General features: G+C 61.4%; 13 protein-coding genes. 4 read left to right on the top strand and 9 right to left on the bottom strand.

The features are described 5' to 3' along the window. Positions 1 to 2: 2 nt before the first annotated feature. The 6 genes from Q1A32_RS03855 to Q1A32_RS03880 all read right to left on the bottom strand — a co-directional run bounded on the left by Q1A32_RS03855 (position 3) and on the right by Q1A32_RS03880 (position 6,615). Positions 3 to 2,015 (bottom strand): M3 family metallopeptidase, encoded by a 2,013-nt coding sequence (locus Q1A32_RS03855; RefSeq protein ID WP_299649771.1) that lies wholly within the window; start codon positions 2,013 to 2,015, stop codon positions 3 to 5. Between the two features lie 37 nt (positions 2,016 to 2,052). Then, positions 2,053 to 3,105: a molybdopterin-synthase adenylyltransferase MoeB gene (locus tag Q1A32_RS03860; RefSeq protein ID WP_299649773.1), complete on the bottom strand. Its 1,053-nt coding sequence runs from the start codon at positions 3,103 to 3,105 to the stop codon at positions 2,053 to 2,055. Next, positions 3,105 to 3,566 carry a dUTP diphosphatase gene (gene dut, locus Q1A32_RS03865; protein ID WP_299649776.1) on the bottom strand — a complete coding sequence of 154 codons (462 nt, stop codon included), beginning with the start codon at positions 3,564 to 3,566 and terminating at the stop codon, positions 3,105 to 3,107. The genes Q1A32_RS03860 and dut overlap by 1 nt, the downstream gene beginning before the upstream one ends. Positions 3,567 to 3,617: 51 nt before the next feature. Beyond that, the gene (gene coaBC / locus Q1A32_RS03870) at positions 3,618 to 4,811 is read right to left on the bottom strand and encodes a bifunctional phosphopantothenoylcysteine decarboxylase/phosphopantothenate--cysteine ligase CoaBC (RefSeq protein WP_299649779.1); all 1,194 of its coding nucleotides are present in this window, start codon (positions 4,809 to 4,811) and stop codon (positions 3,618 to 3,620) included. Positions 4,812 to 4,942: 131 nt separating this feature from the next. After that, the gene (locus tag Q1A32_RS03875) at positions 4,943 to 5,740 is read right to left on the bottom strand and encodes a ChaN family lipoprotein (RefSeq protein ID WP_299649782.1); all 798 of its coding nucleotides are present in this window, start codon (positions 5,738 to 5,740) and stop codon (positions 4,943 to 4,945) included. Then, positions 5,737 to 6,615, bottom strand: coding sequence for an RNA polymerase factor sigma-32 (locus Q1A32_RS03880; RefSeq protein WP_299609342.1), 879 nt, complete (start codon positions 6,613 to 6,615; stop codon positions 5,737 to 5,739). The genes Q1A32_RS03875 and Q1A32_RS03880 overlap by 4 nt, the downstream gene beginning before the upstream one ends. A 90-nt stretch (positions 6,616 to 6,705) precedes the next feature. Between Q1A32_RS03880 and cobU the strand changes: the two genes are divergently transcribed. Genes cobU through Q1A32_RS03895 form a run of 3 tightly spaced genes read left to right on the top strand, consistent with a single transcriptional unit; the run spans position 6,706 to position 8,534 of the window. Then, complete coding sequence (gene cobU, locus Q1A32_RS03885; RefSeq protein ID WP_299649785.1) at positions 6,706 to 7,227, top strand: bifunctional adenosylcobinamide kinase/adenosylcobinamide-phosphate guanylyltransferase; 522 nt, start codon at positions 6,706 to 6,708, stop codon at positions 7,225 to 7,227. After that, positions 7,224 to 7,796: a histidine phosphatase family protein gene (locus tag Q1A32_RS03890; RefSeq protein ID WP_299649788.1), complete on the top strand. Its 573-nt coding sequence runs from the start codon at positions 7,224 to 7,226 to the stop codon at positions 7,794 to 7,796. Before cobU ends, Q1A32_RS03890 begins: the two co-directional genes overlap by 4 nt. 60 nt (positions 7,797 to 7,856) lie before the next feature. After that, positions 7,857 to 8,534 (top strand): glutathione S-transferase, encoded by a 678-nt coding sequence (locus Q1A32_RS03895; protein WP_299649791.1) that lies wholly within the window; start codon positions 7,857 to 7,859, stop codon positions 8,532 to 8,534. Between the two features lie 3 nt (positions 8,535 to 8,537). On the opposite strand, the gene Q1A32_RS03900 is transcribed toward Q1A32_RS03895, so the two are convergent. Beyond that, positions 8,538 to 8,873: a DUF1992 domain-containing protein gene (locus Q1A32_RS03900; protein ID WP_299649794.1), complete on the bottom strand. Its 336-nt coding sequence runs from the start codon at positions 8,871 to 8,873 to the stop codon at positions 8,538 to 8,540. A gap of 102 nt (positions 8,874 to 8,975) precedes the next feature. Between Q1A32_RS03900 and Q1A32_RS03905 the strand changes: the two genes are divergently transcribed. Further along, on the top strand, positions 8,976 to 10,487 hold the full coding sequence (locus Q1A32_RS03905; protein ID WP_299649797.1) for a YifB family Mg chelatase-like AAA ATPase: 1,512 nt from the start codon (positions 8,976 to 8,978) through the stop codon (positions 10,485 to 10,487). On the opposite strand, the gene Q1A32_RS03910 is transcribed toward Q1A32_RS03905, so the two are convergent. Together Q1A32_RS03910 and gshB are read right to left on the bottom strand one after the other, a co-directional pair. Then, positions 10,457 to 11,368, bottom strand: a complete 912-nt coding sequence (locus tag Q1A32_RS03910; protein WP_299649800.1) for an alpha/beta hydrolase — start codon at positions 11,366 to 11,368, stop codon at positions 10,457 to 10,459. The genes Q1A32_RS03905 and Q1A32_RS03910 overlap by 31 nt on opposite strands. Further along, positions 11,365 to 12,300 (bottom strand): glutathione synthase, encoded by a 936-nt coding sequence (gene gshB / locus Q1A32_RS03915; RefSeq protein ID WP_299649803.1) that lies wholly within the window; start codon positions 12,298 to 12,300, stop codon positions 11,365 to 11,367. Before gshB ends, Q1A32_RS03910 begins: the two co-directional genes overlap by 4 nt. Positions 12,301 to 12,311: the final 11 nt, after the last annotated feature.

Below are 12,311 nucleotides of genomic sequence, written 5' to 3' on the forward strand. Positions count from 1 at the left end.
CGCTACGCGGCCAGCCCCCGCCCCTTAAGCAGCGCCTCAACACCGGGCAAGCGGCCCCGGAACGCTGTATAAAGATCAGCCGCATCTACACTGCCGCCCGTGCTGAGGATATGTTCCTCGAGTGCGGCGGCCTTTTCTGCATCGAAGGGTCCATCGGCTTCTTCGAAGGCGGCAAAGGCGTCGGCATCCATCACCTCGGACCACATGTAGCTGTAGTAGCCGGATGAGTATCCGTCGCCCGCGAACACATGCGCAAAATGCGGCGTTGCGTGACGCATTCCGATGGCGCGAGGCATGCCGAGGCTTTCCAGAACTTCGGCCTGTTTCTGCATCGGATCGGCAGGCGCCTGTCCGTCGTGAAATTCGAGGTCCACAAGCGCTGAGGCCACGTATTCCACCGTCTGGAACCCCATGTCATAGGTCGCCGCCGCCAACACGTTGTCGAGCATGGCCTGCGGGATCGCCTCGCCCGTATCCGCGTGGATCGCGAATTGGTGCAGGACCTGCGGCACCTCCAACCAGTGTTCGTAAAGCTGGCTGGGCAGTTCGACGAAATCACGGGCGACGGAGGTGCCCGAGATCGACTCGTAAGTCACGTTGGACAACATCTGATGCAGGGCGTGGCCGAATTCATGGAACAGCGTGCGGGCGTCGTCATAGGACAGAAGCGCCGGATCGCCCTTGGCGAAATTGCACACGTTGATGACGATGGGTGTCTGCGGTTCGGGGAACTTGGCCTGCGCCCGCATGGCCGAGCACCACGCGCCCGAGCGTTTCGAGCCGCGCGCAAAGTAGTCCCCGATGAACACCGCCACATGCGCGCCTGCGCGGGTCACTTCCCATGCGCGGCAGTCGGGATGGTAGAGGGGCACGTCGAGCAGTTTGAACTCAAGCCCAAAGAGGCGGCTGGCGCAGTCGAAGGATGCGTCGATCATGCGGTCGAGTCGGAAATACGGCTTCACTTCCGCCTCATCCAGATCGTGCAGGTCCTTGCGCCGCCGCTCTGCATAGAAACGCCAATCCCATGGCTCGAGCGGGCCATCGACGCCATCTGCTTTGAGCATTTGTTCAAGTGCCCATGCATCGGCGTTGGCCTGAGATTTGGCGGGCTCCCACACGGCCATCAGCAGTTCACGCACCGCTTCCGGCGTCTTGGCCATCTCGGTTTCCAATTTGTAATTGGCAAAGTTGTCGTAGCCCAACAGCTTGGCGCGCTCTTCGCGCAGCTTCAGGATTTCGGCGGCAATGGCGCGGTTGTCAGTGTCCCCGCCATTGGCACCACGGGCCGTCCATGCGCGATAGGCCTTTTCGCGCAGGTCGCGGCGGGTGGAGAATTGCAGGAAAGGCACAATGATGGACCGGGACAGGGTGACAACGGGGCCACCTGCATCCTTTTCGTCACCCGCCGCGCGCGCCGCATCCACGACGAACGCGGGCAGCCCGGCAAGGTCGCCTTCGCCCAGCGGCATGAACCAGTTGCGTTCGTCCGCCAGCAGGTTCTGGGTAAAAGCGGTGCCCAGTTCGGCAAGCCGCCCTTTGATTTCCTTCATGCGGGCCTCTTGGTTCCCTTCAAGGGCCGCACCGGACCGGACATAGCCGCGATGGGTCAGCATCAGCACACGCTGCTGTTCGTCGGTCAGCTCCAGTTCGTCACGCGCGTCCCAGATGGCTGCGATCCGGGCAAAGAGCGCTTTGTTGCTGGAAATATCCGCGAAATGCGCGGCCAGCTTGGGGGAAAAGTCGCGTTGCAACGCCTCCCGCTGCGGATTGCTGTCGGCGCCTGCGACGGTGAAGAAGGTGCCAAGCACCTTTTCCAGCCCTTCACCTGCCGCCTCCAGTGCCTCGATCGTGTTGGCAAATGTTGGTGCCTCATCCGACCCGGCGATGGCGTCGATCTCAGCCTTATGCGCTTCGAGCGCAGTGTCGAGCGCAGGGGCGAAATCATCGTCCGAGATGGCATCAAAGGGGGCGATCTGAAACGGCGTGTCCCAGTCTTGCAGCAGCACGTTTGTCATGGGGGCAATCTCCTTTGAACGACGATGTAGGGCGGGGTCAGGGCGCCGCTACGTCTTTGCACGTTTCGCAGTCGTTTCTACGTTTGAGCCCAATCTTGCGGCTTTCACCGTAGAGCGCATCGTAGATCACCATTTCACCGCGCAGGGGCGTGCCTGCGTCGGTGATCAGCTTGATCGCCTCGACCGCCATCATCGACCCGACCACACCGGGCAAGGGGCCGATCACGCCCGCCTCGGCACAGTTCGGGGCCAGCTCGGGCGCAGGTGCCTCTGGGAAGATACAGCGATAACAGGGGGCGTTGCGGGCCGGGTCGAAGACGCTCACCTGCCCCTCCCACTGCGTGAGCGCACCCGAGATGAGCGGCACGCCCGCCCGCACAGCGGCGGCGTTGACCATGTAGCGCGTGTCGAAATTGTCGGTGCCATCGATGATCAGGTCGTAGTCGGCCACCAGATCATCCACAATGTCGTTTGTCAGGCGGCGATGATAGGGGCGCACCGTGACATAGGGGTTTTGAGCCTCCATAGCGGCCTGGGCCGAGAACACCTTGGGCATGCCGATGCGCGCATCGGTGTGGATGGTTTGGCGCTGCAGGTTCGTATTCTCGACGGTGTCGTCGTCGATCACTCCAATGATTCCGACCCCTGCCGCAGCGAGGTACTGCAACACAGGCGCACCAAGACCACCTGCACCGATGACCAAAACCTTTGCATCCTTAAGGCGTTTCTGGCCCACGCCCCCTACCTCGCGCAGAACAATGTGCCGCGCATAGCGGTTGAGTTCGGTGTCGGTGAACGGTCCATCCGGTTTGGGGGCGGCCTCGGCCTCCTTCACCTCAACCCGACCACGCAACTTGCGCAGGATGGCGCGGTAACCGACAGCAATGGCGGCAAACCCGCCTACGATCAGCCACAGGGCCGGGCTTTCGCCCGTAGCAATGCGCAGGGGGTGCAGGTCCGGAAGCGCCACCTGGATGGCAAGGACCAGCACATAAAGGATGCCGATCATCAGCCAACGCGCGCGGCGCGGGGTTTTCATGGCAGCGCCAATGCCCCAGATCACGCCCGCCAGCACAAAGACGAGAAGCATCAGCCGCGCCCCGTCGAACCGAAGCCACCCGCGCCGCGGGTCGTTTCATCGAGCGTGTCGACAAGCTCAAAGCCAGCCTGCACGACAGGGGCCAGCACCATTTGCGCGATGCGCATGCCATGGGTTACGTCGAACGGGAGGTTTGAGGTGTTCAGGACAATCACGCCCACTTCCCCCCGGTAGTCGCTGTCGATAGTGCCGGGGCTGTTCACGAGCGCGATGCCATGTTTCAGCGCAAGGCCCGAGCGGGGACGCACCTGTACCTCGAATCCGTGGGGGATGGCCATGGCAAGGCCCGTCGGGATCAGCGCACGGGCGCCGGGGGCAAGGGTCACAGCCTTTTGGTCCGGGAAATTGGCGCGCAAATCTGCCCCCGCCGCGCCATCCGTTTCATAGGAGGGCAAGGCAATGTCCGGGTCCGATCCAGCGACACGCGTGATTTTCAGGGCGACTGTATTCATCTTCATCTTGCCAAATAAACTCAAATCCCATGGCGGCCAGAGGCGACGGGCTCAGACCAGTGCATCCGCGATCTTTCGGGCAAGCCGCATTGCCACATCTGCCTTTGACATACGCGGCCACGCGTCGGCACCTTTGTCGGTAATCAGGACCACAGCGTTCTCTGTTCCGCCCATGATCCCTGTCTTGGGCGAGACATCATTGGCGACGATCCAGTCGCAACCCTTGCGGGCGCGTTTGGCTGTGGCGTGATCCACAACGTCGTTGGTTTCAGCAGCAAAACCCACGACGAGACCGGGGCGGCCTTTGGTCATTTGTGACACGCCCGCAAGGATGTCTGGGTTTTCCGCGAACTCCAATATCGGCAGGCCGTCCTTGGACTTTTTCAGCTTCTTGTCGCTGGCAGAGGTCACGCGCCAATCCGCAACGGCCGCGGCAAAGATGGCGGCGTCAGCCGGGAGGGCGGCATTGACCGCTGCCTGCATCTCTTGTGCGGTTTGGACCGGGACAACCGTCGCGCCCTGCGGGGCGGCCACATCTGCCGGACCCGTCACAAAGGTGACATTGGCACCCAACGCGATGAGGGCGCGGGCCAGGGCGGTGCCCTGCGCGCCGGAAGAGCGGTTGGCGATGTAGCGCACCGGATCAATCGGTTCATGCGTGGGGCCGGACGTGACAAGGATATGCTTGCCCGTCAGGGGCTTGGGGCCGAAGTGCGCCTCAACCGCGGCAACGATCTCAAGCGGCTCTGACATGCGGCCCGGGCCAAATTCACCGCATGCCATATCTCCGTCATTAGGGCCAATGACTGCAACGCCGTCACCCCTTAGCTGTTCAAGGTTTCGCTGTGTCGCAGGGTGATCCCACATGCGCACGTTCATCGCAGGCGCAATCATAACAGGCGTGTCGGTGGCCAAAAGGAGGGTCGAGGCAAGATCATCCGCCCGGCCTTGCGCCATCTTTGCCATGATGTCCGCGGTCGCTGGCGCCACAAGGATCAGGTCGGCAGAGCGGGAAAGCTGGATATGTCCCATCTCGGCTTCGTCCGTGAGGTCGAAGAGATCGCGATAGACTTTTTCGCCAGCGAGTGCAGACACAGATAAAGGCGTCACAAACTGTTCTGCCGCACGGGTCAAAACAGGTGTCACAGCCGCACCGCGTTCGTGCAGGCGTCGGATCAGGTCCAGCCCTTTGTAGGCGGCGATGCCGCCCGTCAGGATCAGCAGAATACGTTTGTTTTGCAGCATGTTGGCGCGTCCGGCTGTCTTTTAGTGTCGTGACCATAGGCGGACGGTGGGCCAAGGACCAGCCCTCGGGCCATATGGGGCCCAGCCCCCTTGCCACCAGAGACCTTTTTGAACGGGAAAAGTGCCGCGCGCTATTGCGTGAACACTGCGCAGGGATCGCCGCGGTCCGGGGATGCTGCGCCGTTCAGGGTCCAGGAGAAAACCCCTTCGGGCGGTTCCTGTCTTTCGCCCTGACCGATGCTGGTGACATCCAGATTAGGGCGGACGCGGGCGAGGTAGGCGGGCACCCCCCAATCAAGGCGCGCGTGGCCGTTGCCAGTGATCAGCATGACGGGCGCGCCGTACTTGTCGATGGCGGTCAGAACGGTGCGGGCGAACGCGGCGTCGCGCAGACGCTGCGCCTCGACCATGCCGCCCATCATCTCAAGCGGCATCGCCTCGCAATGGGCGTCGAACTGACCCAGCTCTCGGGCCGCCTGTTCGTCTTCCGAGAGCGGTTCGGTCAGGCCAAAAATGTCTGCTTCCGGGCCAAACGTCTGTGCCGCCCCATCGCTGAAAGCGGCGCGCATGTCTTCGCGGGGCAAAGCCGCGCCGATGATCACGGAGCTGGCTGCGAGGATGTCGGCATAGTCGGCGATATTGGTCCAATGGAAGCCTTCCGTGGCTTCGGTCATGTCGCCGGGGTTCCGTGGGATGTCCGCCAAAGCTGATGCTTCTGCGGGTGTAAGCATTTCGAACACCACGGCGTTGGGCACGATGATCCGCGCAGCTTTTGCCTGTTCGGCATGATGGTCGGGGTTGTCGTGGAATTCACCCAAAATCAGCACGTCGCCGGAAAAGTCGGACCAGTCGGTCGCCGCAAATGAAAATGCCGCCGTCGACATGGTCGCAACGGCGGCAAGGATCAGGGGGTATATCGCGTCTTTCATACGAGGAAGTGATGTACTTCCCGGCTTTGCATTTCGAGCGATTTGCGCATTTTTGTGAAGGCTGCAGCTTCGAGTTGGCGTACGCGCTCTTTTGATAGGCTCAGTTCTTGGCCCAGGCTTTCCAAGGTACGGGGTGCATCGCGCAACTTGCGCTCGCGTACGATAAACCGCTCCCGCTCGTTCAGCGCATTGAGCGACAAGAGCAACCATTCCCGCAGCTGTTCTGTGTCGTGGCTGTGTTCCACAGTTTCTGCGGCCTGCGCGCTGTCATCTTCCAGTGCGTCAATCCATTCGCGACCTTCATCATCCACGGATTGGGTCGCGTTCAGTGAATAGTCTGAGCCGGACAGGCGTCCTTCCATCATTTCCACATCGTGCAGGGGCACTCCGATTTCGGTCGAGATCATCTGACGCAACTGGTGCTTGTCCAACGTCTCGCCCGCAGCAGCACTCTCACGTTCCAGACGGGCTTGAACACGACGCATGTTGAAGAACAGGGACTTTTGCGACGATGTTGAACCGGTGCGCACCATCGACCAGTTGCGCATCACATAGTCCTGGATGGACGCCTTGATCCACCACACGGCGTAGGTTGAGAAGCGCACGCCCCGATCGGGATCAAACTTGTCGGCGGCTTTCATCAGCCCAAGTCCAGCTTCCTGAATGAGGTCATTCATCGGTGCGCCGTACCGTTTGAACTTCGACGCCATCGAGATGGCAAGGCGCATGTAAGCGGTGATCAGACGGTGCAAGGCCGCCTCGTCCCGCTCGTCCCGCCACGCATATGCAAGTCGAAGTTCTGTCTCTGCGTCCAGCAATTCGGCCTTCATGGCCGTGCGCGACAGTGACATGTCTCGAACATTATCCAACGCCATGTGTCATCCCCCTGGATGGTTATGCTTGTTTTGCGCACTTGAACTGTCTACGCGTCGGATCCGCGATTGGTTCACTCTTGGGATGAAAAAATGTTGCCAGCACTGACCTTCGTTCTAGGTGGAGCCGCCTCGGGCAAGTCGCAGTGGGCGGAAAGCCTTATTCTTAACAGTAGGTTAAGCCCGGTGTACTTGGCGACTTCACGAATTTGGGATCAGGAGATGCAAGCCAAGGTTGACTTGCACAAAGCACGGCGTGGGGAAGAGTGGATTACAGTGGACGCATCCAAAGGTGTTGAGGCGGGTCTGGGCGCTGCAACGGCGGATCAAACCGTGCTGTTGGATTGCGCCACCATGTGGTTGACCAATGTGATGATGGACGAGTTGGAAGTGGCCGATGCGCAAACCACTTTTCTTGAAGCGCTCGGGGCATGTGACGCACCCGTGGTTGTCGTATCGAACGAGGTAGGACAGGGAATTGTGCCCGATAACGCGCTTGCACGCAGGTTCCGGGAGGCGCAGGGCCGGTTGAACATCGCGCTCGCCACACAGGCCAATACAGTTTGGCACGTGCTGGCCGGGCTGCCGCAATTGCGCAAGGGGGAAGCCCCATGACCACGTGGCATTGGGTCCGGCACGGTCCGACCCACCAAAAGGCTTTCACCGGATGGCGTGACGTGGATGCAGATCTGTCAGACACCGGCGCGGTGGAGCGGTTGGCGGCGCATTTACCCGAGGACGCCCTTGTTGTGTCATCGGACCTGACCCGGTCCGTAAACACTGCCTCCGCTGTGCAACGCGATCGCACGCGCCTGCCCCATGATCCGGCCCTGCGTGAGTTTCATTTCGGTGTCTGGGACGGTGTGTATTTTTCGACCGTGGCTGAATGGCACCCCGATCTCAGCCGCGCTTATTGGGAAACACCAGGCGATCCCACCCCACCCGGTGGCGAAAGCTGGAACACCTCTGCCGCCCGTGTGGCCATGGCTGTGCGCCGGATCGAGGCTGCGCATCCGGGGCGCGACATCATTGCCGTGGCGCATTTCGGTGTGATCCTGACACAGGTACAAGCGGTGCTGAGGCTCAGCGCCACTGACGTGCTCGCTCACAAGATCGATCCTCTGTCTGTAACGACGCTGGACCGCGCAACGGGGCAGGCCGAAGTGATCAATCACTGCCCGTGATACGACCCCTCACAAATCAGCGTTGGGCATTCGGGGCACGCTGCACCTAGCCTGCGCTCCATGACTTATGAACTCTATATCGGTGACCGCACGTTTTCGAGCTGGTCCTTGCGCGGTTGGCTCATGCTTGAGAAATTCGGCCTGCCCTACCGCACTCACATGATTGGACTGTATTCCGGCACCATGGCCGAGGAAATGGCGCCTCTCGCCCCTGCCCGGTTGGTGCCGGCGCTGAAACTGCCAGACGGCACGGTCGTGGGCGAAAGCCTCGCCTTGGCCGAAACACTGGCAGAACAGAACCCGGAGGCAGACATGTGGCCCAGCGATCCCGCTGCACGTGCGACAGCCCGCTGGCTGTGTGCCGAAATGGTGGCAGGCTTTACCGCGCTGCGGGGGGCATGCCCAATGCAATTGCAGCACGTGAACGAAGGGTTTGCGGTGTCAGACGTGGTTCAGACCGATCTGGACCGGATTGAAACCCTCTGGGTCCATGCATCAAGATTCAAGACAGACGGGCCATGGCTGTTTGGAGCTTATTCGTTGGCCGACGTCTTCTATGCCCCTGTATGCGCACGGATCGTTGGTTACGATTTGCCAATGTCGGACGCATCCCGCGCCTATTGCCACACTGTGATCACGGACACTGCGTTCCAGACATGGCGGGCGGAGGGGCAAAAGGTAACGTACGACCCATTCCCCTATGACATGCGTGTGCCCACGCGGCCTTGGCCCGCATGACGTTTACCGCTGCATGAATTTCTGCCGCGCCTCGCGGGCGATGTTGTAGCGCATTTCAAGCCGCGCCAGTTCGGCCAACGCATCCTTGCGCGAGTCGTCGGCATGGATGTCTGCAAGACACTTGCGCAATGCCTCCATTGCCTTCTTGATCTCGATCTCTTCGGGAACGACGCCCGCTTGCGCCATGATGCGAAACCCTGCGGCATCTGCCGTATCTACCAGCGCCTCTTCGGGGCGGGCGGGCAATGGCTTGCCCTCACCCTTCAGTCCAGAGAGCCCGCCTTGCGCGCGGGCTTTCTGTATTTGCCGTTCGATCAACTGTTGGACACTGCGGATCATGGTCCGAGTATACCTGATCACACCTCCAAATGCGACTTCGCCGCGTTAACCAATCGTAAACCGCAGACCGCTAGCCATTAACCATATTCGGTGGATGGGTTCATGGTCGCACGGGCATACACAGTCGCATTTCAGGGCGTCGAGGCACGAGAGGTCGAGGTGCAATGCGCCATGACCCCGGGCCTGCCCGCTTTTTCAATCGTTGGGCTGCCGGACAAAGCGGTGTCAGAGGCCCGCGACCGCGTGCGCGCAGCCCTGACAGCCATGTCCATCGCGCTGCCATCGAAACGGATCACGATCAACATGTCGCCCGCCGACCTGCCCAAGGAAGGGTCGCATTTCGATCTGCCCATCGCATTGGCTCTGTTGGCCGCGCTTGGCATTCTGCCCGAAGACGCGGTCGAGGGAACGGTGGCCTTGGGCGAATTGTCCCTCGACGGCACGTTGGTGCCCGTCCTCGGTGCCCTGCCCGCCGCCATGTCCGCCGCCGAACAGGATCGCGGGCTGCTTTGCCCCGCCGGATCGGGGGCTGAAGCGGCGTGGGTTGATGCGACAAAAGTTATTGCCGCCGCATCGCTGGGCGACGTGGTGCGGCACTACACCGGGCAGGTGCCGCTGGAACCGGCCAAGGCGGGGCAGATCGCACGCGGCACCGGCCTGCCCGATCTGCGCGACGTCAAAGGGCAGGAACGGGCCAAACGCGCCATGGAGGTCGCCGCCGCGGGACGGCATCATTTCCTGATGGTCGGCACGCCGGGGTCAGGCAAATCCATGCTCGCCGCGCGCCTGCCCGGCATCTTGCCGCCGCTGTCCGCAATGGAGGCGCTTGAGACGTCCATGATCCACTCCCTTGCCGGGCTGCTGGACGCAGGTGGTATTTCGATGGACCGCCCCTTTCGCGAACCACATCACACCGCGTCGATGGCCGCGATCATCGGTGGCGGGCGTGGGGCCAAACCGGGCGAGGCGTCTCTGGCGCACAACGGCGTCCTTTTCATGGACGAGTTTCCAGAATTTCCCCGCACCGTGCTCGAAACCCTGCGCCAGCCAATTGAAACAGGCGAAGTGATGGTGGCCCGCGCCAACAACCACATCAAGTACCCTTGCCGGTTCATGCTGGTGGCCGCGGCAAACCCGTGCAAATGCGGCTACCTGTCGGATGCGTCGCGCGCCTGCGGCCGGGCACCGGCCTGCGGAGACGATTATCTGGGGCGTATCTCGGGCCCGCTGATGGACCGGTTTGACCTGCGCGTGGATGTGCCGCCCGTCACCTACACAGATCTCGATTTGCCACCCTCTGGTGACGGTTCAGCCACCGTTGCAGCGCGCGTGGCGGCTGCGCGGCAGATCCAGACCGCACGATTGGCCGATACAGGCATGCGCAGCAACGCGGACTTGTCCGGGGCTGCACTGGATGAATACGCGTCCCCGGACGAGGACGGGCGTGCGCTGTTGACCAAAGTCGCTGATCGGTTTGGATTGTCCGCCCGTGGCTACCACCGCGTCTTGCGCGTGGCCCGCACGATCGCGGATCTCGATGGCTCTGACAACGTTCGGAAACCTCACGTGGCCGAGGCGGTGAGTTACCGCGTGACCGCTCTTGCTCCGGTCTGAGCTTTGATCCATGCGCCCAGCGTGTTCAGAGTGGCGCGCGCTTCGGGCAGGGTACTGTGGAAAATGGGCCAGACATGGGGCAAGTCATGCTCCTCGACATAGGTGGCATCCACCCCTTGCGCTTGCAGATGCGCCGCCATGCGGCGACTGTCGTCGAGCAGAATTTCGGTGTCTCCGGCCGTGATCCAGACCGGCGGCGCACCGGTGAAATCAGCGAAAAGCGGGCTGGCCAACGGATCGGTGGGATCGGTGCCATTCAGATACATTTGGGCCATCTCATGCGCCCGCTCGGCAGGCAGTTCGACATCCGCGTCAGCGTTGGATGCAAAGCTGTCACCCGAAAATGTCAGATCGGTCAGCGGAGAAAAGGCAAAAACAGCCTCGGGCAACGGTGCTTTGTCAGCCAGCAGACGCGCCAGCAATGACAGGGTCAGCGCTCCGCCCGCGCTGTCGCCGCCCACAATGACAGATCCACCTGTTGCCCGCACCGCTTGATAGGCGGCCAAGGCGTGATCGAGTGCTGCGGGAAACGGATGTTCCGGCGCCAAAGGGTAGCGGGGCAGCACCGCGTCCGCGTCAGCGCGGCACGCTAGGGCGGCCACCATCGCGCCGTGTGTGCGCGGGGAGCCGAAGACAAAGCCGCCACCATGAAAGTAAAGGATCGTGCATTGTGACATTGGCCCACGGCGAGGGCGTACCCACAACGCCTCTGATCCCGCCAATTCGCCGCGCTCGAGCCGTGTGGCTCGCGGTGCATGAAAGAACAGGCGTGCCTTGAACTCGAAGCTCCGACGCAAAGCATCGGGGCCAGACGCCTTGCGCATATGCGGCTTTTCGGTCAGGCGCAGGTATTGGTTCAGAAGGGGCCGAAGCAGGCTCAAACGATCTTGGCCTCGATTGCCTGCCAGATCTTCTCGGCGATGTTCACGCCATCAAAGCGCTCCAACTCCTGAATGCCGGTGGGGGAGGTCACGTTGATTTCGGTCAGGTAGTCGCCGATCACGTCGATGCCGACAAAAACCTGGCCTTTTTCTTTTAGAAGCGGGCCTATGGCCGCACAAATTTCAAGATCGCGCTCGGAAAGGCCAATCTTTTCCGGGCGTCCACCGACGTGCATGTTGGACCGCGTCTCACCTGCGGCAGGGACACGGTTGATAGCGCCCACAGCTTCGCCATCCACAAGGATCACGCGCTTGTCGCCATTGGACACATCGGGCAGGAATTTCTGGACAATCAATGGCTCGCGGCTGAAGCCAGTGAACAGCTCATGCAATGAGGTCAGATTGCGGTCGTTGGCATCCAGACGAAACACCCCCGCACCGCCATTGCCATAGAGTGGCTTCAAAATGACATCGCCGTGCTTGGCTTTGAACGCCTTGATGGTGTCCAGATCGCGCGCAATCGTGGTGGGCGGGGTCAGGTCGGGAAAGTCGAGAACAAGCAACTTTTCTGGGTAATTGCGAACCCAGAACGGGTCATTGACCACCAGCGCATCCCCTTTGAGACGGTCCAGCAAATGGGTCGAGGTGATGTAGTGCATGTCAAATGGCGGGTCCTGCCGCAGCCAAACGACGTCAAAATCTGCGAGATCGACCTCGCGCAGAGGACCAAGTGCGGCATGATCCCCCTGCACTCTTTGCACCGTAAAGTCATGCCCGCGGGCGGTAACATGCCCTTCCTGATAGGCAAGCTGATCGGGGGAGTAGAAAAACAAGGAATGGCCGCGCGCCTGCGCCTCCTCCGCAAGCCGGAAACTGCTGTCGGCATTGATGTCTACGGCCCCGATCGGGTCCATCTGAAAGGCAATTTTCATGGCGCAACTCC

The organism is uncultured Tateyamaria sp., from assembly GCF_947503415.1.
In the GTDB taxonomy this organism is placed as follows: domain Bacteria; phylum Pseudomonadota; class Alphaproteobacteria; order Rhodobacterales; family Rhodobacteraceae; genus Tateyamaria.

What these genes read in the sequence shown, in the direction of transcription:
- Q1A32_RS03855 (WP_299649771.1), bottom strand. Translation starts at nt 2,015, where the DNA reads ATGACAAACGTGCTGCTGCAAGACTGGGACACGCCGTTTCAGATCGCC.
- Q1A32_RS03895 (WP_299649791.1), top strand. Translation starts at nt 7,857, where the DNA reads ATGACTTATGAACTCTATATCGGTGACCGCACGTTTTCGAGCTGGTCC.
- Q1A32_RS03860 (WP_299649773.1), bottom strand. Translation starts at nt 3,105, where the DNA reads ATGCTTCTCGTCTTTGTGCTGGCGGGCGTGATCTGGGGCATTGGCGCT.
- gshB (WP_299649803.1), bottom strand. Translation starts at nt 12,300, where the DNA reads ATGAAAATTGCCTTTCAGATGGACCCGATCGGGGCCGTAGACATCAAT.
- cobU (WP_299649785.1), top strand. Translation starts at nt 6,706, where the DNA reads ATGTTGCCAGCACTGACCTTCGTTCTAGGTGGAGCCGCCTCGGGCAAG.
- Q1A32_RS03900 (WP_299649794.1), bottom strand. Translation starts at nt 8,873, where the DNA reads ATGATCCGCAGTGTCCAACAGTTGATCGAACGGCAAATACAGAAAGCC.
- Q1A32_RS03905 (WP_299649797.1), top strand. Translation starts at nt 8,976, where the DNA reads ATGGTCGCACGGGCATACACAGTCGCATTTCAGGGCGTCGAGGCACGA.
- Q1A32_RS03880 (WP_299609342.1), bottom strand. Translation starts at nt 6,615, where the DNA reads ATGGCGTTGGATAATGTTCGAGACATGTCACTGTCGCGCACGGCCATG.
- dut (WP_299649776.1), bottom strand. Translation starts at nt 3,566, where the DNA reads ATGAATACAGTCGCCCTGAAAATCACGCGTGTCGCTGGATCGGACCCG.
- Q1A32_RS03875 (WP_299649782.1), bottom strand. Translation starts at nt 5,740, where the DNA reads ATGAAAGACGCGATATACCCCCTGATCCTTGCCGCCGTTGCGACCATG.
- coaBC (WP_299649779.1), bottom strand. Translation starts at nt 4,811, where the DNA reads ATGCTGCAAAACAAACGTATTCTGCTGATCCTGACGGGCGGCATCGCC.
- Q1A32_RS03890 (WP_299649788.1), top strand. Translation starts at nt 7,224, where the DNA reads ATGACCACGTGGCATTGGGTCCGGCACGGTCCGACCCACCAAAAGGCT.